The sequence below is a fragment of the Noviherbaspirillum aridicola genome (genome assembly GCF_019656455.1).
Classification (GTDB): domain Bacteria; phylum Pseudomonadota; class Gammaproteobacteria; order Burkholderiales; family Burkholderiaceae_D; genus Noviherbaspirillum; species Noviherbaspirillum aridicola.
In genome coordinates this window covers 1-26,296 of sequence record NZ_BPMK01000010.1, presented here as the reverse complement: position 1 = coordinate 26,296, position 26,296 = coordinate 1, and the positions used below count along the sequence as shown (strand labels likewise).

General features: G+C 64.7%; 26 protein-coding genes, 2 tRNA genes and 1 pseudogene. 8 read left to right on the top strand and 21 right to left on the bottom strand.

What is annotated here, in order from left to right:
- The first annotated feature begins 14 nt into the window (after positions 1-14).
- Entirely contained in the window at positions 15-332 is a 318-nt protein-coding gene (locus NCCP691_RS12225) for an Mpo1-like protein (RefSeq protein ID WP_220808673.1), read from the top strand.
- 8 nt (positions 333-340) lie between these two features.
- Here NCCP691_RS12225 and NCCP691_RS12220 read toward each other — a convergent pair whose 3' ends face one another.
- Positions 341-1,621 carry a YihY family inner membrane protein gene (locus tag NCCP691_RS12220; RefSeq protein ID WP_220808671.1) on the bottom strand — a complete coding sequence of 427 codons (1,281 nt, stop codon included), beginning with the start codon at positions 1,619-1,621 and terminating at the stop codon, positions 341-343.
- A gap of 67 nt (positions 1,622-1,688) precedes the next feature.
- Between NCCP691_RS12220 and wrbA the strand changes: the two genes are divergently transcribed.
- Genes wrbA through NCCP691_RS12200 form a run of 4 tightly spaced genes read left to right on the top strand, consistent with a single transcriptional unit; the run spans position 1,689 to position 4,542 of the window.
- Entirely contained in the window at positions 1,689-2,297 is a 609-nt protein-coding gene (wrbA, locus tag NCCP691_RS12215) for an NAD(P)H:quinone oxidoreductase (protein WP_220808669.1), read from the top strand.
- Positions 2,297-2,689, top strand: a complete 393-nt coding sequence (locus NCCP691_RS12210; protein WP_220808923.1) for a DUF2069 domain-containing protein — start codon at positions 2,297-2,299, stop codon at positions 2,687-2,689. Before wrbA ends, NCCP691_RS12210 begins: the two co-directional genes overlap by 1 nt.
- The gene (locus NCCP691_RS12205; RefSeq protein WP_220808667.1) at positions 2,686-4,089 is read left to right on the top strand and encodes an FAD-binding oxidoreductase; all 1,404 of its coding nucleotides are present in this window, start codon (positions 2,686-2,688) and stop codon (positions 4,087-4,089) included. Before NCCP691_RS12210 ends, NCCP691_RS12205 begins: the two co-directional genes overlap by 4 nt.
- Before the next feature lie 3 nt (positions 4,090-4,092).
- Positions 4,093-4,542, top strand: a complete 450-nt coding sequence (locus tag NCCP691_RS12200) for a DUF4124 domain-containing protein (RefSeq protein ID WP_220808665.1) — start codon at positions 4,093-4,095, stop codon at positions 4,540-4,542.
- 16 nt (positions 4,543-4,558) lie between these two features.
- Here NCCP691_RS12200 and NCCP691_RS12195 read toward each other — a convergent pair.
- The 6 genes from NCCP691_RS12195 to NCCP691_RS12170 all read right to left on the bottom strand — a co-directional run bounded on the left by NCCP691_RS12195 (position 4,559) and on the right by NCCP691_RS12170 (position 9,929).
- Positions 4,559-4,635, bottom strand: a tRNA-Arg gene (locus NCCP691_RS12195).
- A gap of 210 nt (positions 4,636-4,845) precedes the next feature.
- A tRNA-Pro gene (locus NCCP691_RS12190) sits at positions 4,846-4,922 on the bottom strand.
- A 66-nt stretch (positions 4,923-4,988) separates the two neighbouring features.
- Positions 4,989-6,326: a phosphoglucosamine mutase gene (glmM, locus tag NCCP691_RS12185; protein WP_220808663.1), complete on the bottom strand. Its 1,338-nt coding sequence runs from the start codon at positions 6,324-6,326 to the stop codon at positions 4,989-4,991.
- A gap of 3 nt (positions 6,327-6,329) precedes the next feature.
- Positions 6,330-7,187, bottom strand: coding sequence for a dihydropteroate synthase (folP, locus tag NCCP691_RS12180; protein ID WP_220808921.1), 858 nt, complete (start codon positions 7,185-7,187; stop codon positions 6,330-6,332).
- Between the two features lie 70 nt (positions 7,188-7,257).
- Positions 7,258-9,144 carry an ATP-dependent zinc metalloprotease FtsH gene (gene ftsH, locus NCCP691_RS12175; protein WP_274387234.1) on the bottom strand — a complete coding sequence of 629 codons (1,887 nt, stop codon included), beginning with the start codon at positions 9,142-9,144 and terminating at the stop codon, positions 7,258-7,260.
- Between the two features lie 140 nt (positions 9,145-9,284).
- Complete coding sequence (locus tag NCCP691_RS12170; RefSeq protein WP_220808661.1) at positions 9,285-9,929, bottom strand: RlmE family RNA methyltransferase; 645 nt, start codon at positions 9,927-9,929, stop codon at positions 9,285-9,287.
- 35 nt (positions 9,930-9,964) lie between these two features.
- On the opposite strand from NCCP691_RS12170, the gene yhbY reads away from it, so the two are divergent.
- Complete coding sequence (gene yhbY, locus NCCP691_RS12165) at positions 9,965-10,438, top strand: ribosome assembly RNA-binding protein YhbY (RefSeq protein ID WP_220808659.1); 474 nt, start codon at positions 9,965-9,967, stop codon at positions 10,436-10,438.
- 30 nt (positions 10,439-10,468) lie between these two features.
- On the opposite strand, the gene NCCP691_RS12160 is transcribed toward yhbY, so the two are convergent.
- From NCCP691_RS12160 to NCCP691_RS12135, 6 genes are all read right to left on the bottom strand, one after another.
- Positions 10,469-10,918 carry a DUF4149 domain-containing protein gene (locus tag NCCP691_RS12160; RefSeq protein WP_220808657.1) on the bottom strand — a complete coding sequence of 150 codons (450 nt, stop codon included), beginning with the start codon at positions 10,916-10,918 and terminating at the stop codon, positions 10,469-10,471.
- 5 nt (positions 10,919-10,923) lie between these two features.
- A complete protein-coding gene (greA, locus tag NCCP691_RS12155) occupies positions 10,924-11,400 on the bottom strand; it encodes a transcription elongation factor GreA (protein WP_220808655.1) in 477 nt (158 codons plus the stop codon).
- Positions 11,401-11,502: 102 nt separating this feature from the next.
- The gene (gene carB / locus NCCP691_RS12150; RefSeq protein ID WP_220808653.1) at positions 11,503-14,733 is read right to left on the bottom strand and encodes a carbamoyl-phosphate synthase large subunit; all 3,231 of its coding nucleotides are present in this window, start codon (positions 14,731-14,733) and stop codon (positions 11,503-11,505) included.
- Entirely contained in the window at positions 14,726-15,877 is a 1,152-nt protein-coding gene (gene carA / locus NCCP691_RS12145) for a glutamine-hydrolyzing carbamoyl-phosphate synthase small subunit (protein WP_220808651.1), read from the bottom strand. Before carA ends, carB begins: the two co-directional genes overlap by 8 nt.
- 221 nt (positions 15,878-16,098) lie before the next feature.
- A complete protein-coding gene (locus NCCP691_RS12140; protein WP_220808649.1) occupies positions 16,099-16,506 on the bottom strand; it encodes a heme-binding protein in 408 nt (135 codons plus the stop codon).
- 63 nt (positions 16,507-16,569) lie between these two features.
- Positions 16,570-17,697 (bottom strand): response regulator, encoded by a 1,128-nt coding sequence (locus NCCP691_RS12135; protein WP_220808648.1) that lies wholly within the window; start codon positions 17,695-17,697, stop codon positions 16,570-16,572.
- A 114-nt stretch (positions 17,698-17,811) separates the two neighbouring features.
- Between NCCP691_RS12135 and NCCP691_RS12130 the strand changes: the two genes are divergently transcribed.
- Complete coding sequence (locus NCCP691_RS12130; RefSeq protein WP_220808646.1) at positions 17,812-18,351, top strand: C40 family peptidase; 540 nt, start codon at positions 17,812-17,814, stop codon at positions 18,349-18,351.
- Here NCCP691_RS12130 and NCCP691_RS12125 read toward each other — a convergent pair whose 3' ends face one another.
- Complete coding sequence (locus NCCP691_RS12125; protein WP_220808644.1) at positions 18,352-19,248, bottom strand: patatin-like phospholipase family protein; 897 nt, start codon at positions 19,246-19,248, stop codon at positions 18,352-18,354.
- A 135-nt stretch (positions 19,249-19,383) separates the two neighbouring features.
- Between NCCP691_RS12125 and NCCP691_RS12120 the strand changes: the two genes are divergently transcribed.
- Positions 19,384-20,424 (top strand): Fe(3+) ABC transporter substrate-binding protein, encoded by a 1,041-nt coding sequence (locus NCCP691_RS12120; protein ID WP_220808643.1) that lies wholly within the window; start codon positions 19,384-19,386, stop codon positions 20,422-20,424.
- Positions 20,425-20,475: 51 nt separating this feature from the next.
- On the opposite strand, the gene phoR is transcribed toward NCCP691_RS12120, so the two are convergent.
- From phoR to NCCP691_RS12085, 7 genes and pseudogenes are all read right to left on the bottom strand, one after another.
- A complete protein-coding gene (phoR, locus tag NCCP691_RS12115; RefSeq protein ID WP_220808641.1) occupies positions 20,476-21,777 on the bottom strand; it encodes a phosphate regulon sensor histidine kinase PhoR in 1,302 nt (433 codons plus the stop codon).
- 10 nt (positions 21,778-21,787) lie between these two features.
- Complete coding sequence (phoB, locus tag NCCP691_RS12110; RefSeq protein WP_220808639.1) at positions 21,788-22,477, bottom strand: phosphate regulon transcriptional regulator PhoB; 690 nt, start codon at positions 22,475-22,477, stop codon at positions 21,788-21,790.
- A gap of 2 nt (positions 22,478-22,479) precedes the next feature.
- On the bottom strand, positions 22,480-23,187 hold the full coding sequence (gene phoU / locus NCCP691_RS12105) for a phosphate signaling complex protein PhoU (protein WP_220808638.1): 708 nt from the start codon (positions 23,185-23,187) through the stop codon (positions 22,480-22,482).
- Positions 23,188-23,219: 32 nt separating this feature from the next.
- The gene (gene pstB, locus NCCP691_RS12100) at positions 23,220-24,017 is read right to left on the bottom strand and encodes a phosphate ABC transporter ATP-binding protein PstB (protein ID WP_373870356.1); all 798 of its coding nucleotides are present in this window, start codon (positions 24,015-24,017) and stop codon (positions 23,220-23,222) included.
- Between the two features lie 4 nt (positions 24,018-24,021).
- On the bottom strand, positions 24,022-24,867 hold the full coding sequence (pstA, locus tag NCCP691_RS12095) for a phosphate ABC transporter permease PstA (protein ID WP_220808634.1): 846 nt from the start codon (positions 24,865-24,867) through the stop codon (positions 24,022-24,024).
- Entirely contained in the window at positions 24,864-25,850 is a 987-nt protein-coding gene (pstC, locus tag NCCP691_RS12090; RefSeq protein WP_238482408.1) for a phosphate ABC transporter permease subunit PstC, read from the bottom strand. Before pstC ends, pstA begins: the two co-directional genes overlap by 4 nt.
- Positions 25,851-25,990: 140 nt before the next feature.
- A pseudogene (locus NCCP691_RS12085) lies at positions 25,991-26,296 on the bottom strand (phosphate ABC transporter substrate-binding protein PstS); the annotation flags it as partial.

Here is a 26,296-nt window from a genome sequence, read left to right as displayed (position 1 = left end):
CAACGGAGGAAGACATGGCCGAAACCATCAAGAAGGAATTCGCATCGTTCGCCGAGTTTTATCCGGTCTATCTCAGCGAGCATTCGAACCGCACCTGCCGGGAATTGCACTTCATCGGATCGTCGCTGGCGTTGTTCTGCCTCGGCGCGCTGCTGTTGACCGGCAATTTCTGGTGGCTGCTGGGCGCGCTGGTCGGCGGCTACGGCTTTGCCTGGATCGGCCATTTCGCGTTCGAGAAGAACCAGCCGGCCACCTTCCGGCACCCGCTCTACTCGTTCATGGGGGACTGGGTGATGTACTGGCAGATGCTGACCGGCCAGGACAGCTTCTGAGCTGAGGCTCAGGCGACCGCCTTCACCCGGTCGCGCCCGAAATGGCTCGCGAGGCTCTCGTCGAGCCCGCGTTCGACGGCCGCCTCGACCTGTTTCGCCAGCCCGCCGCTGCCGGTGGCGTTGAAGACGAACAGCCGGTAGACATCGGCGAGCTTGAGCTGGTCGGGATTGGCCAGCAGCGTCCAGTGGTCCGCTCCGTGCGGCAGGGCCTTGCCTAACTGCAGGCGCTTGCCGCCATCCTGCCTGATCCGCCCTACCCAGCCCGCCTCCAGCATCTTCCCGAGCAGGGTTTCCGCCTCGTCGAAACCGATGCGCGTGCGTGCCCGCAGCGTGCGCGTGTCCACCGCCGAAGTCGCCGCATGCGTCCGTTGCTCGTGCAGCACGCGCAGGATCGCCATCGCATCCATGAAGGCACCGCCGGGACTCGGCACGTGCCACCAGCGCTCGTACTTCACGATCGGCAGCGCGGCCGCCAGCACCGCGCCCACCAGCGTGATCAGCCAGGACAGGTAGAGCCAGAGCAGGAACAGCGGCAGCGCCGCGACGGCGCCGTAAATCACCCGGTAGGCCGGCACGTTGGTGATGAAGATCATGAACACCCGCTTGGCGACCTCGAAGGCGACTGCCGCCAGCAAGCCGCCGCAGGCGGCGTCGCGCCAGTCCACGTGCCGATTGGGCACCACCACGTAAAGCAGCGTGAAGGCGGCCGTGGTCAGCAGCACCGACAGCAGCGTCGACGCTAGGGAGCCCATCACCGGAAAGCGGTCCGCAAGCCAGCTGCCCGCCGCGAACAGATCCGAAGAAAAGCTGATCGAAGCGCCGATCAGCAGCGGGCCGAGGGTCATGATCGCCCAGTAAGTCACCATCCGCTGCCAGAACGGCCGTGCGTTCTTCACCCGCCATATCTGGTTGAAGGCACGGTCTATCGTCAGCATCATCGCCACCGCGGTCAGCAGCAGCGCCGACGCGCCGAAGGCCGACAGCCGGCTGGCCTTACTGGCGAACTGGTTCAGGTAGCCGAGGATGTTGTTGGCAATCCCCTTGGGCATCAGGCTCTTGATGAAATACGCCTCGAGCGCGCCGCGAAAGGTGTTAAACAGCGGGAAGGTGGTGAAGATCGCGAACGCGATGGTCAGGATCGGCACCAGTGCCAGCACGGTGGTGAAGGTCAGGCTGGCGGCCACCTGCGGCAGCCGTTCCTCGTTGAGCCGCCGGCCCGCGAAGCGCAACAGGCCGCGCACGTCGTCGAGCGGGAAGTTGCGAAAGATCGGCAGCTTGAATGAATGCATGTTGCGGTCGTCGGAGGCAGCGGCAGGGTCGGAAGCGCGACTGCAAAAGGCCCCTATAATACCAAGCATGAAACAAGCCGAGCTCCCCATCCTCATCCTCTATTACTCCCGACACGGCGCCACGCGCAAGATGGCCGAACTCATCGCCCAGGGCGTGGAAAGCGTCCCCGGCTGCGAGGCACGCCTGCGCACGGTACCGCCGGTATCCACCGTCGCCGAAGCCACGGCGCCGCCCATTCCCAACGAAGGCGCGCCCTACGTCGAACCATCGGACCTCGAGCAATGCGGCGGGCTGGCGCTCGGCTCCCCCACCCGTTTCGGCAACATGGCGGCGCCCCTGAAATACTTCCTCGACGGCACCTCCGCGGAGTGGCTGTCCGGCGCCCTCGCCGACAAGCCGGCCTGCGTCTTCACCTCCACCGGCAGCCTGCACGGCGGCCAGGAAGCGACGCTGCTGTCGATGATGCTGCCGCTCATGCACCACGGCATGCTGATGCTCGGCCTGCCCTACACCCATCCCGCGCTGATGACCACCGCCAGCGGCGGCACCCCCTACGGCGCCAGCCACTGGGCCGGCGCCAATGGAGAAAGACCGCTGTCCGAAGAGACGCGCGCGCTGACGATCGCACTCGGCAAACGGCTTGCCGGGGCCGCACTGAAACTGAAGGAACGATGATGCAAGGCCGCGCCCAACAAGTCTTCTACTACGGCACCGCCGTCAGCCTGGTCGCGCTGATCCTGTTGTGCGTCGCCTGGGAACTGGTGCTCGCCCCGCTGCGCCCGGGCGGCTCCTGGCTGGTGCTGAAAGTGATACCGCTGCTGCTGCCGCTGCGCGGCGTGCTCAAGCGCGATCTCTACACCATGCAGTGGTCGTCGCTGCTTATCCTGCTCTACCTGGCCGAAGGCCTGGTCCGCGCGACCAGCGACCCCGGCTTTTCCGCGACCCTGGGCTGGGTCGAAACCGGGCTCGGCATTGTGTTCTTCGCCTGCGTCCTGCTGTACCTGCGCCCCTACAAGCAAGCCGCGAAAAAACTCGCGCAGCAAGCGATCCAGAAGGCTTCCAAATGACTGATTTTCTCGATGCATGCCGCGCCATCGTCGGCGCGGCCAACGTCCTGACCGGCACCGACATGGCCGGCTATCTCACCGACTGGCGCCGCCGCTTCACCGGCAGCGCGCGCGCCGTGGTCCGTCCCGGCAGCACCGAGGAAGTGGCGTCGCTGGTGCGCCTCTGCCAGGAGCACCGCGTACCCGTCGTGCCGCAGGGCGGCAACACCGGCCTCGTGCTCGGCAGCGTGCCCGACGAAAGCGGCGCCGCGATCGTCCTCTCGCTGGCCCGGATGAACCGCATCCGCGCCGTCGACACCATCAACAACACGATGACGGTCGAAGCCGGCTGCGTGCTCGAGGCCGTGCAGAATGCAGCGGCCGATGCCGGCCGCCTGTTCCCGCTGTCGCTGGCGGCCGAAGGCAGCTGCACCATCGGCGGCAATCTCGCCACCAATGCCGGCGGCACCGCGGTCCTGCGTTACGGGAACACCCGCGACCTCTGTCTCGGCCTGGAAGTCGTGACCGCCCAGGGCGAAGTCTGGGACGGCCTGCGCGGCCTGCGCAAGGACAATACCGGCTACGATCTGCGCAACCTCTTCATCGGCGCCGAAGGCACGCTCGGCATCATCACCGCCTGCGTGCTCAAGATCTTCCCGCAACCGCAGGCGCAGCTCACCGCGTTCGCCGCGATGCGCTCGCCGGACGACGCGCTCGCCCTGCTCTCGCTCACCCAGGAACGCTGCGGCGCCGCCCTCACCGGTTTCGAACTGATGTCCGACTTCTGCCTGCAGCTCGTCGCCAAGCACTTCCCCCAGATGCGCCTGCCCTTCCCGCAGTCCTATCCGCAGTACGTGCTGCTCGAGCTGTCCGACAGCGAATCGGAAGAGCACGCCAACCAGTTGCTCGAAGCCGTGATCTCGGAAGCGCTGGAGCGGGAGCTGATCCAGGACGCGGTGGTCGCCTCGTCCATCGCGCAGTCGAAGGCGCTGTGGAACCTGCGCGAGCACATCCCGCTCGCCCAGGCCGAGGAAGGCAAGAACATCAAGCACGACGTCTCGGTGCCCATCTCGCGCATCGGCGACTTCATCCGCGACACCGACGTCCTCGTCGAGCAGGCCTTCCCCGGCGCGCGCATGGTCACCTTCGGCCATCTCGGCGACGGCAACCTGCACTACAACGTCTCTCCCCCGGAGAACGGCTCCCCCGACGCCTTCATCGCGCACCAGGAGGAAATCAACCGCGTCGTGCACGACAGCGTCAACCGCTTCGGCGGTTCCATCTCCGCCGAACACGGCCTCGGCGCGCTCAAGCGCGATGAAATCCGCCGCTACAAGTCGGAGGTCGAGCTGTCCCTGATGCGCACCCTCAAGCAGGCGCTCGACCCGCATAACCTGATGAACCCGGGGAAGGTCATCTGACCGATGCGCCGGCTGCTCTGCATCCTGCTGCTGAGCGCGTGGGCACTGCCGGCGTCTGCCGCATTCAAGTGCGATGAAGGCGGCGTCACCGTCTACAGCGACACGCCCTGTCCCGGCGCCGCACCCCTCAGGCTGGAAAAGGGAAAAGCGCCGCCGGCCGATGCCGACAAGCGACTCGAGCAGGACAAGAAGGCAGTGCGTGAAATGCAGCGCAACCGCCGTCGCCACGAAGCGCGGCTCGACAAGGAGCAGCAGCGCGCGGCGCGTGCCGCGGCCGTGCGAGAGCGGCGCTGCGTAAGACTCGCGCGCGAGCTGCGCTGGGCGGAACAGGATGCCGCGGCGGCGGCGGGAAAGCGTGCGCCGCGCGCGCGGCAGAAAGCGCAGCGCGCCGCGGAAACCTATCAGGAGACATGCCGGCACCGCGAAGGACTGCAGATCGGTACCGGTACGTGAAGCGGGAGCGGAAAGATGGCCTGCCCAGCAGGAGTCGAACCTGCGACCTACGGCTTAGAAGGCCGTTGCTCTATCCAGCTGAGCTATGGGCAGATGAGCGTTGCTCACAAATGAGTAGTGAGTCGCAGGCACCGGTTCCATTGCGAGTGCAGGGGCCGGCAATGCATGCGCTGTGAGGCTTGCGGATATTACATTGAATGCAGGCGGCTTTCAATTCACCCATCGCCGCCGACTGCATCTCGCACACCCATCTCGCACACCACAAAAGATAAAGGGCTGCATCGCTGCAACCCTTTTTTTGCCTGGTCGGGGCGAGACGATTCGAACGTCCGACCACCTGATCCCAAATCAGGTGCGCTACCAGGCTGCGCTACGCCCCGAAAGAGCAGCATCATACCGGGCTATTGCAGGCGGGTCAATTTAAGCCCGCCGGCGCAAGCATGGTATCAGGCAGTAATCTTGTCCGCGATGCGGCGCGCCATCCTGCCCGCGACTTCGGCATCGCGCGCTTCCACCATGACGCGGATCAGCGGCTCGGTGCCGGATGCGCGGATCAGCACGCGGCCGTCGCCGCGCAGTTCGGATTCCACGCTTTCCTTCTCGGCGATCACCGCGCTGTTCTTTTGCCAGTCGAAACCGGGCGTGACCCTGACGTTCACCAGGCTTTGCGGGAACAGCGTGAGATCGGCGGTGGCGTCGGCCAGCGTCTTGCCGCTGCGCTTGAGCGCCGACAGGATTTGCAGCGCGGAGACGATGCCGTCGCCGGTGGTGTGCTTGTCGAGGAAGAGCAGATGGCCGGAGCCTTCGCCGCCGACCAGCCAGCCACGCTCCTGCAGCACTTCCAGTACATAGCGGTCGCCGACCTTGGCGCGCGCGAAACCGACACCCATTTCGCGGAAGGCGACTTCGAGCGCCATGTTGGTCATCAGCGTGCCGACCGCGCCCTGCACCGGCGCGCTGGCCATGCGGTCCTTCACCATCACGTACAGCAGTTCGTCGCCGTTGTACACGCGTCCGGTGGCATCGACCATGATCAGGCGGTCGGCGTCGCCGTCCAGCGCGATGCCGAGGTCGGCATTGTGCTCCTTCACCGCCGCCGCCAGCGCCGCGGGCGCGGTGGCACCGACGCCGTCGTTGATGTTGAAGCCGTTGGGCTTGTCGCCCATCGCCACGACTTCCGCGCCCAGCTCATGGAACACGTTCGGCGCGATGTGATAGGCCGCGCCGTGCGCGCAGTCGACCACGATCTTCAGGCCGCGCAGGTCGAGCTCGTTGGGGAAGGTACTCTTGCAGAATTCGATGTAGCGTCCCTCGGCATCGTTGAGGCGCCGTGCGCGGCCGAGGTGCTCGGAGCCGACGCAGACGATGGGTTCTTCAAGCTGCGCTTCGATCGCCGCCTCGACCGCGTCGGGCAGCTTGTTGCCGGAAGCGGAGAAGAACTTGATGCCGTTGTCCTGATAGGGATTGTGCGAGGCGGAGATGACGACGCCGGCCGACAGGCGCAATGCGCGGGTGAGATAGGCAATCGCCGGCGTCGGCATCGGACCGGCCAGCATGACGTCGACGCCGGCGGCGGCGAAACCAGCTTCGAGCGCGGCTTCCAGCATGTAGCCCGAAATGCGGGTGTCCTTGCCGATCAGCACAGCGGGCCGGCCGCTGGCGGTTTCGGATTGCGTGAGCACCTTGCCCGCCGCATAGCCGAGTTTCATCACCAGGTCCGGGGTGATCGGCAGCTCGCCTACCCTGCCCCTGACGCCATCCGTTCCAAAGTACTTGCGTGACATGTCTTATCCTTGATTGTTAGCCTCGACGGCCTGCCAGATCCTGAGCGCGTCCACCGTCTCCGCGACATCATGTACGCGGACGATGAAAGCGCCCCGGGCAACCGCCGCCAGAGCGGCAGCAACGCTTCCTGCCATTCTTTTTTGCACCGGCTTGCCGGTGATCGCGCCTATCGTCGACTTGCGCGACAGGCCGGCCAGGATCGGCAGACCGGTGGTCTCGCGCAGCGCACCGAGTTCGCGCAACAGGGCGAGATTATGCGCCATCGTCTTGCCAAATCCAAAACCCGGATCCACACACAAGCGCTTCCTGTCGATGCCCGCAGCTTCTGCCGCGGCGACGCGCGCACGCAGGAAGTCGTTCACCTCCGTCACCACGTCATCGTAATGCGGCGCGAGCTGCATGGTCTGAGGCGTGTGCAGCATGTGCATGATACACAGCGCACTTTCGCCCTGATTGACTGCAGTCAACGCGCCGGGAGCGCGAAAGCCGTTGATGTCGTTGATCATGTCTGCCCCGGCGTCGAGAACTTCCCGCATCACTTCCGGCTTGCAGGTATCGATGGAGATCGGCTTGCCGCAGTCGCGCAGCGCGTACAACGCGGGCATCACCCGGCGCAGCTCTTCTTCCAGCGACGCCGGCTGCGAGCCGGGCCGGGTCGACTCGCCGCCGATGTCGATGATGTCCACACCATCCGCAATCATCTGTTCCGCATGGGACAGCGCCGTGTCCAGCGCCTGGAACCGTCCGCCGTCGGAGAAGGAATCGGGCGTGACATTGAGGATGCCCATCACCAGCGGTCGGGCACCCGGTCCCTGCAAGGGAAAGCGGTAACGCCCGCACTGCAAATACCTGGTCTTCATTTCCATCAGCCAAAGAAAAAGGGCGAGGATTACTCCTCACCCTTGTGATAACAAGCTTCGCGCAGGCGGATCAGGCAGGCGCGGTCGCGTTGGGAGACACGCCGCCGGAGCTGCTGTCCGACGAGGCGCGCTTGGCGGGGATGCCTGCCTTGGGCGGACGCGGCTCGTGGCCTTCCATGATGTCATTGATCTGGTCGGCGTCCAGGGTTTCCCACTCGAGCAGCGCATTGGCCATCACTTCGACCTTGTCGCGGTTTTCTTCGAGCAGCTGGCGTGACAGCGCATACTGGCGATCGAGGATCGCGCGAATCTCGGTGTCGACCTTCTGCTGAGTCGCTTCCGACACGGTCTTGGCGCTCATGCGGCCGAAATAGGCATCCTGCTCGCTGTCTTCGTAGACCATGGTGCCGAGGGTCTCGGACATGCCGTAGCGGGTCACCATCGCGCGCGCCAGCTTGGTCGCACGTTCGAAGTCGTTGGACGCGCCGGTGGACATCTGGTGCATGAAGATTTCTTCCGCGATGCGACCGCCGAACAGGATGGCGATCTCTTCCAGCATCTTGTCCTTGTACATGTTGACGCGGTCATGCTCGGGCAGCTGCCAGGTCAGGCCGAGCGCATAGCCGCGCGGCATGATGGTGACCTTGTGCACCGGGTCGGCCTTGGGCAGCAGCTTGGCGACCACCGCATGGCCGGACTCGTGGTAGGCGGTGTTGCGGCGCTCTTCCTCGCGCATGACGGCGGACTTGCGCTCCGGGCCCATCACGATCTTGTCCTTGGCGTCCTCGAAGTCCTGCATCTCGACGAGGCGCTTGCTGCGGCGTGCCGCGAACAGCGCGGCCTCGTTGACGAGGTTGGCGAGATCGGCGCCGGAGAAGCCGGGGGTGCCGCGCGCCAGGATGTCGGCCTTCACGTCGGGCGCGATCGGCACCTTGCGCATGTGGACATACAGGATCTGTTCGCGGCCCCGGATGTCGGGCAGGCCGACCATCACCTGGCGGTCGAAACGGCCGGGACGCAGCAGCGCCTTGTCCAGTACGTCGGCGCGGTTGGTGGCGGCGATCACGATGACGCCGGAATTGGCTTCGAAGCCGTCCATCTCGACCAGCAGCTGGTTCAGCGTCTGTTCGCGCTCGTCGTTGCCGCCGCCCATGCCGGCGCCGCGATGGCGGCCGACGGCGTCGATTTCGTCGATGAAGATGATGCAGGGCGAGTGCTTCTTCGCATTCTCGAACATGTCGCGCACGCGGGAGGCGCCGACGCCGACGAACATCTCGACGAAGTCGGAACCGGAGATCGTGAAGAACGGCACCTTGGCTTCGCCGGCGATCGCGCGCGCGAGCAGGGTTTTACCGGTACCCGGGGGGCCGACCATCAGCACGCCGCGCGGGATGCGGCCGCCGAGCTTCTGGAACTTGGTCGGGTCGCGCAGGAAGTCGACCAGCTCCTGCACCTCTTCCTTGGCTTCGTCGCAGCCGGCGACGTCGGCGAAGGTGACGGTATTGCTGGCCTCATCCAGCATGCGGGCCTTGGAGCGGCCGAACGAGAAAGCCCCGCCCTTGCCGCCGCCCTGCATCTGGCGCATGAAGAAGACCCAGACGCCGATCAGCAGCAGCATCGGGAACCAGGAGATGAAGACCTGCGACAGGAAGGACTGCTCTTCCGGTTGCTTGACGTCGAACTTGACGCCGTTGTTGATCAGGTCGCCGATCAGGCCGCGGTCGAGGTAAGTGACCGCAGTCTTGATGCGCTTGCCATCGTTGGTGACCGCGACGATCGTACGGTCCTCGATAGTGGCTTCGCGTATCTGCTTGTTCTTGACCTCGTCCAGGAAGTCCGAGTACGGAATCGGGGTCGCGCCTCCGGCCAGCGTGCGTCCGTCGAACTGCTTGAAGACGGTGAAAAGCACAAGGGCGATCACCACCCAGATCGCAGCCTTCGAAAACATGTTGTTCACTAGAACTCCTTAGACGCGCGCGCGCCTATTTACATAGCTTGTAAAATTGATTCTACCCGCATTGGCGGGCGCTTGCTAGGCTGCACGTGGGGACGCCAGCGCGGGAATCAAGGATTACCAAGAAAATAATTGACTGAGTATCAAGCTGGGTTCTTCAGGCCCTTCCCGAGCAAGAACACTTCGGAGGACTTGTCGCGACTCGCCTGGGGCTTCTTCTGCGTGACCGTCTTGAACTCCTGGCGGAATTTCTCGACCAGCTGAGCGAAGCCCGTGCCGTTGAAACATTTGACGAGCAGCGCACCTGAAGGTTTCATGTGCGCTTTCGCAAAGTCGATCGCGAGATCGATGATAAGCTCTACGCGGGCCGCGTCCGTCACGGCGATACCGGACAGGTTGGGCGCCATGTCGGACAGCACGAGGTCCACCTTGCGCTCCCCCACCACCTGTTCCAGCTGTTCCAGCACCTCCTGCTCGCGAAAGTCCCCCTGTATGAAATGCACGTCGGCGATCGGCTCCATCGGCAGCATGTCGAGTCCGATGATGACACCATTGATGCCGCCGCCGGCCTTGCCCGCCAGCTTGTTGCGCGCGTACTGCGACCAGCTGCCCGGGGCGCAGCCGAGGTCGACGATGATCTGGCCGGGCTTGATCAGCTTTTCGCTCTCGTCGATTTCCTTGAGCTTGTAGGCGGCTCGCGCGCGATAGCCCTCCTTCTGCGCGAGCTTCACATACGGGTCGTTGATGTGGTCGTGCAGCCAGTTTTTGTTGAATTTGTTCTTAGCCATTCGCGTAGAATACCGCTTTTAAGGAATCGTTAAACATGTTGAAACTCACCCCCGCGGAGCGCAGCGCGCTTCGTTCCGAAGCGCATGCACTCGACCCGGTGGTCATCGTCGGCGACGCCGGCCTGACGCCGGCGGTGCTCAAGGAAATCGACGCCAGCCTCAATGCCCACGGACTGATCAAGGTGCGCGTATTCGGCGACGACCGCGAAGCGCGCATCGAGATGTACGAGCATATCTGTGCGGAACTCGACGCCGCCCCCATCCAGCACATCGGCAAGCTGCTCGTGCTCTATCGCCCGAGGAAGGAAGCGGCGAAGGAGCGGAGTACCCGGCGCGGCAAGGGACTGCGGGAAGTCACGATCGTCAAGCCGAGCCCGAGCGGCACCAAGCGGCCGACCGTCAAGAAGGTGGTCCTGAAAGGCAACGAGCGGGTAACCGCGGGCGGGAACATCAAGCGCGCCAAGCCGCGTCAGACCAGCAGCAAGAAATCGGCCCTCGGACGCGGCTGACCGGACGGGCGCAAGCCCGTCATTCTCATCTCATCGCAGACGCCAGATCAGCGCCACGCCCAGCAGGCTCTGCACCAGGTAGAACAGGCTCGACACGCCGTGCAGCATGCCGAAGCGTGCGCGCGCATCCGGCTCCCATGTCCCGCCGGCGGCGGCTGCCGCCTCCCTCAATTCGGCCATGAAGGGATTGAGCGCAAAGTAACCGAGTACGGTACACGCCAGCATGCCGAGCACGATGTACCGTATCCACCGCCTGCCCTCTTCCGGCACCGCCCCGGGCATCCGGAGCAGACCGAGCATCAGCAATCCGCACACCAGCGCAAGCCAGGCTTCGATCCGGAACAGACGGCCGGCAATGCTGCCGGCCAGCGTGCTTTCCGCGAGCGTCGCGAACAGGGTCGGCGCCACCAGGTAGCCGATGGTCCACATGCTGCCCACCCAGACCACGGCGAGCAGCAGGACGACGCGCGCGGCAAGCATCGGGATCAGATGTAGCGGACTTCGAGGATTTCGTATTCGCGCACACCGGAGGGCGCATTGACCTCGACCACGTCCCCCGCATACTTGCCGATCAGGGCGCGGGCGATCGGCGAGGTCACCGACACCTTCATGAGCTTGAGGTCGGCCTCATCCTCGCCGACGATCTGGTAAGTGACTTTCTGACCGCTTTCGAGGTCTTCGAGGTCGACTGTCGATGCAAAGACGACGCGCCCCTCGGCGTCGAGCACGGTGGGATCGATGATCTGTGCCGCGCTCAGCTTGCCTTCGAGCTCGGCGATGCGGCCTTCGATGAAGGCCTGGCGTTCCTTGGCGGCGTCGTATTCGGCGTTCTCGGACAGATCTCCCTGCGCGCGGGCCTCGGAAATCGCGTTGATGACGGCCGGGCGGTCCTTGGTTTTCAGGCGGTGCAGTTCTTCTTTCAGCTGCTCGGCGCCACGTTTCGTTATGGGAACAGTGCTCATGGATTTTTCTTGGACAAAATGAAAACCACAGAGGTCACATACGACCCCGGAAAATCTCCGGAATCTTTTGTGACCTCTGTGGCGGACGTCGAATTGTGGGACTTAGTGTAAAGACTTATGGAGGCCTTGTAAATCGTAGACATGCAGTTCATCGAGATGACGCATGCCTTCGACCGCAGCTTCCGCGCCGGCGATGGTGGTGTAGGTCGTCGCCCGTGCCAGCAGCGCCGAGGTACGGATCGCGCGGGAATCGGCGATCGCGGTGCGCTTTTCCTCGACTGTGTTGATGACCAGGACAATCTCGTTGTTCTTGATCATGTCGACCACGTGCGGACGTCCTTCGACGACCTTGTTGACGGTCTCCACCGGGATGCCGGCGGCGCTGATCGCGCTGGCCGTGCCCTTGGTCGCCGCCAGCGAGAAGCCGAGTTCGACCAGGTCTTTCGCGACCTGCACCGCGCGCGGCTTGTCGCTGTTCTTGACGCTCAGGAAGACCTTGCCGGACTTCGGCAGCTTGACGCCGGCGCCTAGCTGCGACTTGACGAAGGCTTCGCCGAAGGTCTTGCCGACACCCATGACCTCGCCGGTCGACTTCATCTCCGGGCCGAGGATGGTATCGACACCCGGGAATTTGTTGAACGGGAAGACTGCTTCCTTGACGCTGTAGTACGGCGGCACGACTTCGTTCTTGATGCCCTGGCTGTCGAGCGACTGCCCCACCATGCAGCGGGCGGCGATCTTCGCCAGCGGCAGGCCGGTGGCCTTGGACACGTAGGGCACCGTGCGCGACGCGCGCGGGTTCACTTCCAGCACGTAGACGATGTCCTGCACCTTGCCGTCGACTTCCTGCTGCTGGATCGCGAACTGCACGTTCATCAGGCCGACCACGTTCAGACCCTTGGCCATGGCCGCGGTCTGGCGCTTGAGCTCGTCGATGGTTTCCTGGGACAGCGAGTACGGCGGCAGCGAGCAGGCGGAGTCGCCCGAGTGCACGCCGGCCTGTTCGATGTGCTCCATCACGCCGCCGATGAAGGTGCGCTGGCCGTCCGACAGACAGTCGACATCGACTTCGATCGCATCGTTGAGGAAGCGGTCGAGCAGCACCGGGGAATCGTTCGACACCTTGACCGCCTCGCGCATGTAGCGCTCGAGGTCGCGCTGCTCGTGCACGATTTCCATCGCGCGGCCGCCCAGCACATAGGACGGACGCACCACCAGCGGGTAGCCGATTTCCTGCGCCAGACGCAGCGCTTCTTCTTCGGTGCGCGCGGTGCGGTTAGGCGGCTGGCGCAGGCCGAGGTCCTGCAGCAGCTTCTGGAAGCGCTCGCGGTCTTCGGCGGCGTCGATCATGTCGGGCGAGGTGCCGACGATGGGCACGCCGTTGGCCTCCAGGTCGAGCGCCAGCTTCAGCGGGGTCTGGCCGCCGTACTGGACGATCACGCCGGCGGGCTTTTCCTTGTCGACGATTTCCAGCACGTCTTCCAGCGTCAGCGGCTCGAAGTACAGGCGGTCGGAAGTGTCGTAGTCGGTCGAGACGGTCTCCGGGTTGCAGTTGACCATGATGGTCTCGTAGCCGTCCTCGCGCATCGCCAGCGCCGCGTGCACACAGCAGTAGTCGAACTCGATGCCCTGGCCGATGCGGTTCGGACCGCCGCCGAGGACCATGATCTTCTTCTTGTCGGTCGGCTGCGATTCGCACTCTTCGTCATAGGACGAGTACATGTAGGCGGTACGGGTGGCGAACTCGGCGGCGCAGGTATCGACGCGCTTGTACACCGGGCGCACGCCCAGCTCGCGGCGACGCTCGCGGACCGCCTTGTCGGTGGTCTTGAGCAGCTTGGCGAGACGGCGATCGGAGAAGCCCTTCTGCTTGAGCTTGAACAGCACCGACTTTTCCAGCTCGGCGAGGTTCTGGCTTTCCAGCCACAGCTCGATGTCGACGATTTCCTTGATCTGCACGAGGAACCACGGGTCGATGTGGGTCAGCTGGTGCACTTCCTCCAGGGAGAAGCCCTGGGCGAAGGCATCGCCGACGTACCAGATGCGTTCCGGTCCGGGTTCGCCCAGCTGCTCCTCGATCGTCTCGCGGTCGGTGGTCTTTTCATTCATGCCGTCGACGCCGACTTCGAGGCCGCGCAGCGCCTTCTGGAAGGATTCCTGGAAGGTGCGGCCGATGGCCATCACCTCGCCCACCGATTTCATCTGGGTGGTCAGGTGGCTGTCGGCGGTCGGGAATTTCTCGAAGGCGAAGCGCGGCACCTTGGTGACGACATAGTCGATGCTCGGCTCGAAGGACGCCGGGGTGGCGCCGCCGGTGATTTCGTTGCGCAGCTCGTCGAGCGTGAAGCCGACCGCCAGCTTGGCCGCGACCTTGGCGATCGGGAAGCCGGTGGCCTTGGACGCCAGCGCGGAAGAACGCGACACGCGCGGGTTCATTTCGATGACGATCATGCGGCCATCCTTGGGATTGACCGCGAACTGCACGTTGGAGCCGCCGGTATCGACGCCGATCTCGCGCAGCACCGCCAGCGAGGCGTTGCGCATGATCTGGTATTCCTTGTCGGTCAGGGTCTGCGCCGGGGCGACGGTGATCGAGTCGCCGGTATGCACGCCCATCGGGTCGAGGTTCTCGATCGAGCAGACGATGATGCAGTTGTCCTTCTTGTCGCGCACGACTTCCATCTCGAACTCTTTCCAGCCGATCAGGGATTCCTCGATCAGCAGTTCGGAGGTCGGCGAGGCTTCCAGGCCGCGCTTGCAGATGGTTTCGAATTCTTCCGGGTTGTAGGCGATGCCGCCGCCGGTGCCGCCCATCGTGAACGAGGGACGGATGATGACGGGGAAGCCGATCTCGCGCTGCACGGCCCAGGATTCGTCCATCGTGTGGGCGACGCCGGAACGGGCGGAGCCGAGACCGATCTTGGTCATCGCTTGCTTGAACTTGGAGCGGTCCTCGGCCTTGTCGATGGCTTCCGGGGTGGCGCCGATGAGTTCGCAGCCGTACTTGGTCAGCACGCCGTTGCGGTGCAGGTCGAGCGCGCAATTCAGCGCGGTCTGGCCGCCCATGGTCGGCAGGATCGCGTCCGGACGCTCCTTGGCGATGATGCGCTCCACCACCTGCCAGGTGATCGGCTCGATGTAAGTAACATCGGCCATCTCCGGATCGGTCATGATGGTCGCCGGGTTGCTGTTGACCAGCACCACGCGGTAACCCTCTTCGCGCAGCGCCTTGCAGGCCTGCGCGCCGGAGTAGTCGAATTCGCACGCCTGGCCGATGATGATCGGGCCGGCGCCAATGATCAGAATGCTTTTGATGTCTGTGCGCTTAGGCATTTTTGTGTTTCTCCATCATCGCCACGAAGCGATCGAACAAGGGGGCGACGTCGGTCGGGCCGGGCGATGCCTCGGGGTGGCCCTGGAAGCAGAATGCGGGTTTGTCGGTGCGCTCGAAGCCCTGCAGCGAACCGTCGAACAGCGACACGTGGGTGACGCGGCAGTTGGCCGGCAGCGTGTCGACATCGACTGCGAAGCCGTGGTTCTGCGAGGTGATCATGACCTGTTTGGTATCAAGGTCCTGCACCGGGTGGTTGGCGCCGTGGTGGCCGAACTTCATCTTCACGGTCCTGGCACCCGAGGCCAGCGCCATCAGCTGGTGGCCGAGGCAGATGCCGAAGGTCGGAATGCCGCGCTCGATCAGCTCGCGGCTGGCCTTGATCGCATAGTCGCAAGGCTCGGGGTCGCCCGGGCCGTTGGCCAGGAAGATGCCGTCCGGGTTGAGTTTGAGCGCATCCTCGGCGGTGGACTGGGCCGGCAGCACCGTCACCTTGCAGCCGCGCGAGGCGAGCATGCGCAGGATGTTGCGCTTGACGCCGTAGTCGAAGGCGACCACGTGGTACCTGGGATCCTTCAGTTCGCCGCAGCCTTCGCCCAGCTGCCACTCGGTCTGGGTCCAGACATAGGGCTCCTTGGTCGACACCACCTTGGCCAGGTCCATGCCGGCCAGGCCGGGGAAGGACTTGGCCAGCGCGAGGGCTTTTTCGACATCGGCTTCGCCGGCGAGGATGGCGCCGTTCTGTGCGCCCTTCTCGCGCAGGATACGGGTCAGCTTGCGGGTGTCGATGCCGGCAATGCCGACGACGTTCTCGGACTTGAGGTAATCGGACAGGCTCTGCTTGCTGCGGAAATTGGACGTCAGCAGCGGCAGATCCTTGATGATCAGGCCCGCGGCGTGAATCTTCGACGCCTCGGTGTCTTCGTCATTGGTGCCGACATTGCCGATGTGCGGGTAAGTGAGCGTGACGATCTGACGGCTGTAGCTCGGGTCGGTCAGGATTTCCTGGTAGCCCGTCATCGCCGTGTTGAACACGACTTCACCGATCGTATGACCGGGAGCACCGATGGAAAAACCCTGGAAGATCGACCCGTCTGCGAGCGCAAGGATGGCCGGAACTGAATGGCCAGAAAAAAATGGCAGCAAGGGTAACTCCTGAGATGGTTACCGCCGCTGCGCCGCGCCAGAACGACCGTCAACCAAACGGCATTGCGCTGGGTGTGGTGGGGTCTTTTTGGGACGTGTTGGAAGGGGTATGCGCTACGGCGGGGTGATTTAGTTAAACCCCGAGATTATAGCGAAGAAGACTCGTCGCTGCAATCCTGTAAGCCCGCCGTAAGCCGACCGGCGGCGCCGGCCGGAAGCGCTCAGAGACCGAGCGCGGCGATACCGGCGCGGGCGATCTGCGCGTCTTCGGAGGACTTCACGCCGGAGACGCCGACGGCGCCGACGCAATGGCCTTCGACGATCACCGGCACACCGCCTTCGAGCATGCCCTCGAGTACCGGGGCGGACAGGAAGGACGCCCGGCCGTTGTTGATCATGTCTTCATAGACCTTGGTCTCGCGGCGGCCCAGCGCGGCCGCGTTTGCCTTCGCCGGCGCGATGTGGGCCGAGACCGGTGCTGCGCCGTCGAGACGCTGCAGCCACAGCAGGTGGCCGCCGGCATCGACGATGGAAATCGTCACCGCCCAGTTGTGCGCCAGGGCTTCCGCCTCGGCGGCCGCGGCGATCTTCTTTACGTCGTCCAGGGAAAGGATGGGTTTGGATTGCATGCTTGCTCCGTCAAAAGAAGGCTGGATTGTACGTGAGGCTTGACGCCTTCGCATGACGGTCCGTCATCCTGCGCCCTGCTGCAGCAGCAGACTGACCAGCGGCTGGAGTTCCGTGGACAGCTTGGCAATATGCGGCATCACCTCTTCGCGCCGACCTTCCTTGAGCCACTGCAGCAGCGTCGCGACGTCGGGCTCGCCCGCCGGCGCGTCCTGGGATGCGGCCAGGCTTTCGCCATGCAGAAGCGCCGCCTCTTCGGCCGCGCCGATCACGCCCGTGAGCCCGCGCGTCAGCCCGAGCATGGCACGGCGGCGGGCGACGTCATGCATCGCCGCAAGCGCCGGCTCGCCGCCCTGCTCTTCCTGCGTCACCAGTCCGCAGCTGGCGACGATGGAGACGGCCGGATCGCCGGCAATCGGCGCGCGCGAAATCGCGTGCGCCACGCGCTGGCCGAAGGTACGCGCGGCGTCCACGCCTATGCCGCCTGCGGCAAGACTGAACTCGTCGTCGCCGGTGCGTCCGACGTGATCGGTCTGGCGCACGGTACGCTGAAGCAATTGGCCGATTGCCTGCATCATGGCCGAAGGCGGCAGGCGCATGCCGCCGCTGCCCGCGTCGCGCAGACCGACGCTGACGGTCAGCAGCACGAAATGGCGGCGCGTCCTGCGCGTCTGCTGCAACTGGATGTCGGCCTCCGTGAAAAACTCGGCGGGCATCATCGCCTGGCTGGCGGACGCACCCTGTCCGCCGCTGACCAGGACCTGCAGACCGCGCTCCAGGTCCGCCTGCCTGCTGACGAGCCTCGACAGCACGTCGAGGCGCGACAGCAGCTGCGCGGTGCCGATGCCTTTGACGATGAGGTCGTTGGCCCCCGCGGCCCGCGCGCGTTCGCGTTCTTCCGCGTCGTCGCTGCCGGAAACCACCACTACCGGGATGTCGCGGATGCGACTGATGCGGGATGCGCGTATGCGCTCGAGCAGGCCGTAGCCGTCGAGGCGCGGCATGGTCAGGTCTGTGATCACCACCCGGATGCTGTGGTCGAGCAGCAGCGCTTCCCAGGCCTGCTCGCCGTCTACCGCTTCGCGGAATTCGAACATGCCCTCGATCTGCTTGATGAGGGCGGCGCGCACAATGCGCGAGTCGTCGGCGATGAGAATGCGCGGCCTGACGGGAATGTCGGTAACGGTAAGCATCGTGCGACCGAGTATAAGTATGTCCAGAGAGAAAGGATACGACTGAACAATAATTTTTGACAGGTCCGTCCCGGAGGCAGTAAATTCACCTGTCCGAGGCTGAAACTTTCAATAATGGCAACACGCATCCACAACGCTGCTCAGTGCGCTCGCCTCCGGGCCGCTGCGTTGCTGCTGGCGGCCGCCTGCATCGCGCCCGCTGCCGCGAACGATCTGGCCCAGCCGGAAGCCCCCGGCACCAGGCCGCCGACCCGCCTCCAGAATTTCACCAACCGCGCCTCGGACCTGGCAATGCAGGCGATGACGATGCTCGGCATCCGCTACAAGTATGGCGGGGACGCACCCGAGAACGGACTGGATTGCAGCGGCCTGGTGCGTTATGTATTCAAGGAAGTGCTGGGCAGGGAATTGCCGAGGACGTCGCAGGAGATCAGCCGCGTCGGCAAGCAGATCGATCGCGAGGAGCTGCAGCCGGGCGACCTCGTGTTCTACAACACCCTGCGCCGCGGCTTTTCCCATGTCGGCATCTACCTCGGCGACAACAAGTTCATCCACTCGCCCTCCGCCGGCGGCCAGGTGCGGATCGAGAGCATGGACATCCAGTACTGGAAGCAGCGCTTCAACGGCGCGCGCCGCATCACCGAAAACGAATAACTACTCTCCCCGCAGCGCGGCCAGCTTGCGCCGGATCTCGGCCAGGTGCGCCGATGCTTCCTGCTCGCCGGCGAGGATCGCCGTGTTCCGTCCCGGGAAGTCGTTTCCTTTCATCGTGCCGAGGCGCGGCTGTATCACCACGTCGGCCTCGCGCAGCTCGTAGCGGTTGATGCTCTGACCCATGATGGCGAAGGTCTGGAGCAGGACATCGAGCGTCGTTTCCGACGGCTGGGCGTCGGGCTGCGCCGAGATGTTGACCGCGATGACGAAGTCGGCGCCCATCTCGCGCGCGAAGCGGACCGGCACCGGCGACACCAGGCCGCCGTCCACATAGGAGCGCTCGCCGATGCGCACGGGCTGAAACACGCCGGGCACCGCCGACGAGGCGCGCACGGCGGCGCCGGTATTGCCGCGGCGGAAAAGGATGGGCTCGCCGCTGCGCAGGTCGGTGGCGACCGCGCCGAAGGGTTTCTTCAGCTTTTCGATCGGCTGGTTGTTCAGCGCGCGGTTGACGTAGTTCTGCAGCGCCTCCCCCTTGAGAACGCCTGTGGCTTTGGCAAACAGCGGCACCGACCAGTCGGAGATCGCGGCTTCATCCATGGCCAGCGCCAGCCGCTGCAGGGCGAAGCCGTCGTTGCCGGCCGCGTAGAGCGCGCCGACGAGACTGCCGGCACTGGTGCCGACGACGATGTCGGGGACGATGCCCTGGGCCTCGAGCGTCTTGATCACGCCGATATGGGCGAAACCGCGGGCGGCGCCGCCGCCGAGCGCGAGGCCTATCTTGACGGCGCGCGCCGGGCGCGTGGCGGGCGCGGGCTGCTCGGGCGGCGCGAGGGTGGTGCAGCCGGGACCGAGCAAGAGCACGGCGGTCAGGAAAGCAAGGGCAAGGCGTTTCATGCGATACGGCAAAAAGCTGCGGAGAGCGGCATTGTACCGATTGCCGCCGGCTTGATCTCCCACGAGTGAGAATGATTCCTGTTCCGGCCGGAAGTCTATATACTTGACGCTTTGTAAAACCGACCTGGAGCATTCATGAAAGCTGCGATCAACAAGAAAATACTGCTTGCCGTACTCGCCCTTGCCGCCTCCTCCGGCCACGCCCAGGAGAACGTGCTGAACCTGTACTCGGCGCGTCACTATCAGACTGACGAACAGCTTTATGCGAACTTCACCAAGCAGACCGGCATCAAGATCAACCGCATCGAAGCCGACGACAACGCGCTGCTGGAGCGGCTGAAGAACGAAGGCAAGAACAGCCCGGCCGACGTGATCCTGATGGTCGACGCCGCCCGCCTGTGGCGCGCGCAGATCGAAGGCCTGTTCCAGCCGGTGAAGTCCAGGGTGCTCGACAGCCGCATCCCCGACAACCTGCGCGGCAAGGACGACGGCAAGGGCGCGGAATGGTATGGCTTCTCGACCCGCGCGCGCGTCATCGTCTACAACAAGGCGAATGTGAATCCGGCCGACGTGCCGACCTATGAATCCCTGGCCGATCCGAAGAACAAGGGCAAGGTCTGCACCCGTTCCGGCTCCCACCCCTACATGCTGTCGCTGATCGGCTCGCTGATCGAGCGTAACGGCGAGGCCGCCACCGAAAAATGGGCGCAGGGCATGGTCGCCAATTTCGCCCGTCCTCCGCGCGGCGGCGACACCGACCAGATCAAGGGCGTGGCCAGCGGCGAATGCGGCGTGGCGCTCGCCAACAGCTACTACTATGCGCGCCTGCTGCGTTCGACCAAGCCGGAAGACAAGGAAATGATGAGCAAGGTGGCGCTGGTATGGCCCAACCAGAACGGCGCGGGCACGCATGTCAACGTGTCCGGCGGCGGCGTGGCGAAGAATGCGCCGCATCGCGAGGCCGCGGTGAAGTTCCTCGAATACCTGGCCAGCGATGAAGCGCAGGGCTACTTCGCCAACGGCAACAACGAATGGCCGGTGGTCGCGTCGGCGGTAGCGAAGAATGAAACCCTGGAAGCCATGGGCAAGTTCAAGACGGAGAAGATCTCGATCGCCACCATCGGCAAGAACCAGATCGCGGCCCAGAAGATCCTCGACCGCGTCGGCTACAAGTAATGCGGCAAGGGCGGTTACGGAGTCCGCGCCAGCGGATTCCGCCCCGCCCCGTCAGCCTTCCTGGCTGTAGATGCTGGCGGCCGGAAAACGGGCGGCAAAGGTGCTGCCCTTGTCCGGCACCGAGGCGATCGCCAGCGTCGCCCCGTGGCGCAGCAACACATGCTTGACGATGGCCAGTCCGAGCCCGGTGCCCTGGGTCTCGCGTGAGCGGCTCTTGTCCACCCGGTAGAAACGCTCGGTGAGCCGCGACAGGTGTTCGGGGCCGATGCCGATGCCGTTGTCGACCACCGCGAATTCCGGCTTTCCTTCCACCACCCGCCAGACCAGGCGGATGCTGCCGCCATCCGGTGTGTAGCGCACCGCGTTCGATGCGAGATTGCCGAAGGCGCTGCGCAGCTCATCGGTGCTGCCCTTGATGTCCGGCCCGTCCGCCTCGAGCGTCACCGTGTGTCGGCCGCCGGACAGCGCCTGCGTCTCCTGCAGTATCTGCTCCAGCAGCGGCCGCATCGGCACTCTCTCTGGACGCAGCGGATACTCGATCGACTCCAGGCGGGTGAGCGTGAGCATGTCTTCCACCAGGTTCTGCATGCGCCGCCCCTGCTCCGTCATCAGCCGCAGGTGCGCCATGCGCGTCTGGACATTGAGGTCGGGCTGGCTGAGCGCGATTTCCAGGAAACCGTTGATGACGGTCAGCGGGGTGCGCAGCTCGTGCGAGGCGTTGGCGATGAAGTCGCGCCGCATGCGCTCGATCCGCTCCGACTCGGTGGCGTCGTGCGTGACCAGGATCTGGCGGCGGTTTTCGAAGGGGATGATCTGCACGATCAGCTTGCGGTCGCGCAGCGTCAGGGTCAGCGGCTGTTCATAGCGGCCGAGGATGATGTAGTCGATGAACTCCGGGCTGCGCACCAGATTGGTCACCCGCATGCCCTTGTCGCGCTCGAGCTGAAGTCCGAGATGCTGCTCGGCCGCCGGGTTGCACCATTCGAGGAACAGCACATCGTCCATGATGGCCACGCCGTCCGGCAGCAGCGTCATCGCCTGCCGGAAGCGGGCAAGCCATTCCGCGAGTTCGGCCTGGTTCCGCTCGTCCTCGCGCCGCAGCTTGTAGAGACGGGAGAAGATGTCGGTCCAGGCGCCCCACCCGTCCGGCAGGCGCGCGGAGCGCGGATCGTGCAGCCAGTCCGACAGCTGATACAGATACTGCAGCTGCACCACCAGCATGCCGCACACGCCGATCAGCGCGACCACCAGGCCGGCGAACATGCCGAAGAAATGCCAGACCAGCGCGCCGCCGGCGAGGACGAGCGCCAGGCGCAGTCCCGCCGGGACCCAGAAGACCAGATGTGGATTCATGGTTGCCGCTTTATTTCACGGAAAGCATGTAGCCTACACTACGCACGGTCTTGATCAGCGACTCCGCTTCCTTGAGCGCCTTGCGCAGCCGCAGCACGTGCACGTCCACCGTGCGCTCCTCGATCACGACGTGGTCGCCCCAGACCTTGTCCAGCAGCTGGCTGCGCGAGAAGACGCGTTCCGGGTGGGCGAGGAAGAACTTGAGCAGCTTGTACTCGGCGTGGCCGATGTCGATCTTCTGCTCGTTGAGCATCACCGTGCAGCTGACCGGGTCCAGGCTGACCGGCCCCGCGCTCATCACCGACTGCGCATGCTCGGGGCTCTTGCGGCGCAGGAGCGCCTTGATGCGCGAGGTGAGCTCGCGCGGCGAGAACGGCTTGGTGATGTAGTCGTCGGCGCCGTTGTCGAGGCCGGCGATCTTGTCTTCTTCCATGCTCTTGGCGGTCAGCATGATGACCGGGATGGCCTGGAAATGCCGGTCGCCGCGGATGCGGGTCAGCAGGCGCAGGCCGCTCTGGTCGGGCAGCATCCAGTCGAGCAGCACCAGGTGCGGCGTGCGGCGCTGCAGGAATTCCCAGGCCTCGGTCGCGTTATGCACGGCGACCGGGTTCCAGCCGGATTCGCGCAGGGTGAAGCTGACGAGCTCGACGATGGCCGGCTCGTCTTCTACGATCAGGATGGTGGTCTTGTCCAGCGCCATGTTCAGGCAGGGGTATCGGGTTGGTCGGGAGCGAAATCGGTATGCCGTATGTCCTTGCCGCCGACGACGTAGATCACGTACTCGGCGATGTTCTTGGCGTGGTCGCCGATGCGCTCGATCGCCTTGGCCGCCCACAGGCAGTCCAGCGCGGCCGAAATTGTACGCGGATCTTCCATCATGAAGGTGATCATCGAGCGCATCACCGAGCGGAATTCATGATCGATCACGCGGTCGCCGGCGATGATTTTCGCCGCCTGCTTGTCGTCGAGCCGGGCGAAGGCGTCGAGCGCATCGTGCAGCAGATCCGAAGCGCCGGCGGCCATCACGCGGATCGCCTCGTAGTGGTTGAGCACGCCGATGGTGCCGCGCTCGTGCAGGCTGCGGGCGCTGCGCGCGATCTTGGTCGACTCGTCGCCGATCCGTTCGAGGTCGGTGATGACCTTGAGGGTGGCGACGACGGTACGCAGGTCGTTGGCCGCCGGCTGGCGCTTGACGATGAGGTGGCTGCAGGTATCGTCGAGCACCACCTCGAGGCGGTTGACGGCCTCGTCGGCCTTGATCACCTGTTCGGCAAGCGCGACATCGGCGTGGCGGAAGCTGCTGACCGCGTCGTTGAACTGGCTTTCGACCAGACCGCCCATCTGCAATACCTTGGAACGTATCGCTTCGAGGTCCATGTCGTACTGTTTGGAAGAATGATCGCCTGGCATGGCTTCTCCTGATGTCGTGTGGGTTGCGGCGGTCAGCCGAAGCGGCCGGTGATGTAGTCCTGGGTTTCCTTCTTCGCAGGATTCATGAATATCTGGTCGGTCTCGCCGAACTCGACCAGCTCGCCGAGGTACATGTAGGCCGTGAAGTCGGAGCAGCGGGCAGCCTGCTGCATGTTGTGGGTGACGATCGCGATCGTGTAGTCCTGCTTGAGCTCGTGGATCAGTTCCTCGATCTTGACGGTGGAGATCGGGTCGAGCGCGGAGGTGGGCTCGTCGAGCAGCAGCACTTCGGGCTTGACCGCGACGCCGCGCGCGATGCACAGGCGCTGCTGCTGGCCGCCGGACAGCGACAGGCCGCTCTTGTTGAGCTTGTCCTTGACCTCGGTCCAGAGCGCCGCCTTCTTCAGCGCCCATTCGACGCGCTCGTCCATCTCGCCCTTGGAGAGCTTCTCATAGAGGCGCACGCCGAAGGCGATATTGTCGTAGACCGACATCGGGAACGGCGTCGGCTTCTGGAACACCATGCCGACCTTCGCGCGCAGCATGTTCACGTCCTGGCCCGGGTCGAGGATATTGCGGCCGTTGAACATGATGCTGCCCTCGGCGCGCTGGCCGGGGTACAGGTCGTACATGCGGTTGAGCGTGCGCAGCAGCGTCGACTTGCCGCAGCCGGACGGGCCGATGAATGCCGTCACCTTCTTCTCATAGACATTCAGGCTGACGTTCTTCAGGCCCTGGAAATTCCCGTAGTAGAAGTTCAGGTTGTCGATGGCGAGCGTGGCCCTGGCGTTCACGGGAGCGGTCGTTTCGTTGGCTATGGTCTGGGTCATCATCTTATTTCGGCGTCTTTTGACGGAACAGGGTACGCGACAGGATATTCAGGCCGAGCACGCTGAAGGTGATCAGCAGCGCGCCGCCCCATGCGAGCGAGCGCCAGTTGTCATAGGGGCTCATCGCGAACTGGTAGATCACGACGGGCAGGTTGGCCATCGGCGCATTCATGTTGGCGCTGAAGAACTGGTTGTTCAGCGCGGTGAACAGCAGCGGCGCGGTTTCGCCCGAGATGCGGGCGACCGCCAGCAGCACGCCGGTGACGACGCCCGCCTTGACCGCGCGCAGCCGCACCATCATCGCCACCTTCCAGCGCGGCGCGCCGAGTGCGAAGGCCGCCTCGCGCAGGCTGGCAGGCACCAGCTTGAGCATGTTGTCGGTGGTGCGCACCACCACCGGCACCGCGATCAGGGAGATCGCGAGCGCACCCGCCCAGCCGGAAAAATGCTTCACGTGGGCGACGTAGATCGCATAGACGAACAGGCCGATCACGATCGACGGCGCCGACAGCATGATGTCGGTCACGAAGCGGGTGATCTGGGCCAGCCAGCTCTCCTCGCCGTATTCGGCCAGATAGATGCCGGCCAGGATGCCGATCGGGGTGCTGACCAGGGTGGCCGCGCCGACCATCAGCAGGCTGCCGACGATGGCGTTGAGCAGGCCGCCGCCCTCGCTGCCGGGCGCCGGGGTGGTTTCGGTCAGCATGGCGAAGCTGAGCGCGCCGAAGCCCTTGATCAGCAGGGTGAACAGGATCCAGGCGAGGAAGAACAGGCCGACCGCCATCGCGGCGATCGACAGCGCGATGCCGACGCGATGGCGCAGCAGCCGGCTGCGATATACGGGGTTCATGACTTGACTCCTTCCCTGCGGGCCATGCCGAGCAGCATGATCTTGGCGGCGGCAAGGACGATGAACGTGATGACGAAGAGGATCAGGCCGAGCGAATACAGCGACGACAGGTGCAGCGCGGATTCGGCTTCGGCGAATTCATTGGCCAGGGTCGAGGCGATGCTGTTGCCCGGCGCGAACAGCGACCAGGACAGCTTGTGGGCGTTGCCGATGACGAAGGTGACCGCCATCGTCTCGCCGAGCGCGCGGCCGAGGCCGAGCATGACGCCGCCGACCACGCCGGTCTTGGCATACGGCAGGACGATCTTGCGCACCACTTCCCAGCGGGTGCAGCCGAGGCCGTAGGCGGATTCCTTGAGCACCGGCGGCACGATCTCGAACACGTCGCGCATCACGGAAGCGATGAAGGGAATGATCATGACCGCCAGAATCAGGCCGGCGGTCAGGATGCCGATGCCCATCATCGGTCCCCTGAACAGCTGGCCGATGACCGGCAGCTGGCCGAGGGTCTGGCTCAGGAGCGGCTGGACATGGTCGCCGAACAGCGGCGCGAACACGAACAGGCCCCACATGCCGTAGATGATGCTGGGAACGCCCGCCAGCAGTTCGACCGCGGTGCCAAGCGTGCGGCGCAGGCCGACCGGGCAGATCTCGGTGAGGAACAGCGCGATGCCGAAGCTGATCGGGAACGCGATCAGCAGCGCGATCAGCGAGGTGGCGACGGTGCCGACGATGGCGATCAGGGCGCCGAACTTGTCGTTGACCGGATCCCATTCCACCGTGGTGATGAAAGCCGGGCCGAATTCGCGGAAGGCGGGCCAGGCATTGATGATCAGCGAGACGATGATCCCGGCCAGCACCAGCAGGACGCTGAGCGCGAACACCAGGGTGACCTTGTGGAAGATGAAGTCTTCCAGGCGCTGGCGGCGCATCACGGACATCAGCGCGCGCTCGTCGGCCTGGGCCTGGTCGGCGGCGGACATCGTCGCGCTCGGTGCGGCTATCGTTGAGGAGTGTGCATTCATAACGTTTGCCCCGCGGGCAGGATGCGGCCGCGCCCCGGGGGACTCATGGATGCCCCCGGGACGCCGGCCGGTTCAGGACGCCTTGCGGCGTCCGCTCATTACCAGACTGCCTTGCCCGAACCGTCCTTGATCTGGGACTTCCAGGCATCCTGGACCAGCTTGACGACCTGCGGCGGCATCGCGACGTAGTCGAGTTCGGCAGCCATGTTGCCGCCGTTCTTGTACGCCCAGTCGAAGAACTTCAGCACTTCCTTGCCCTTGGCCATGTCGGCCTGCGCCTTGTGCATCAGGATGAAGGAGGCGCCGGTGATCGGCCAGCTTTCCTTGCCGGCGGAGTCGGTCAGCACCACGGCGAAGCCCGGGGTCTTGGCCCAGTCGGCGCCGGCCGCGGCGGCCTTGAAGGT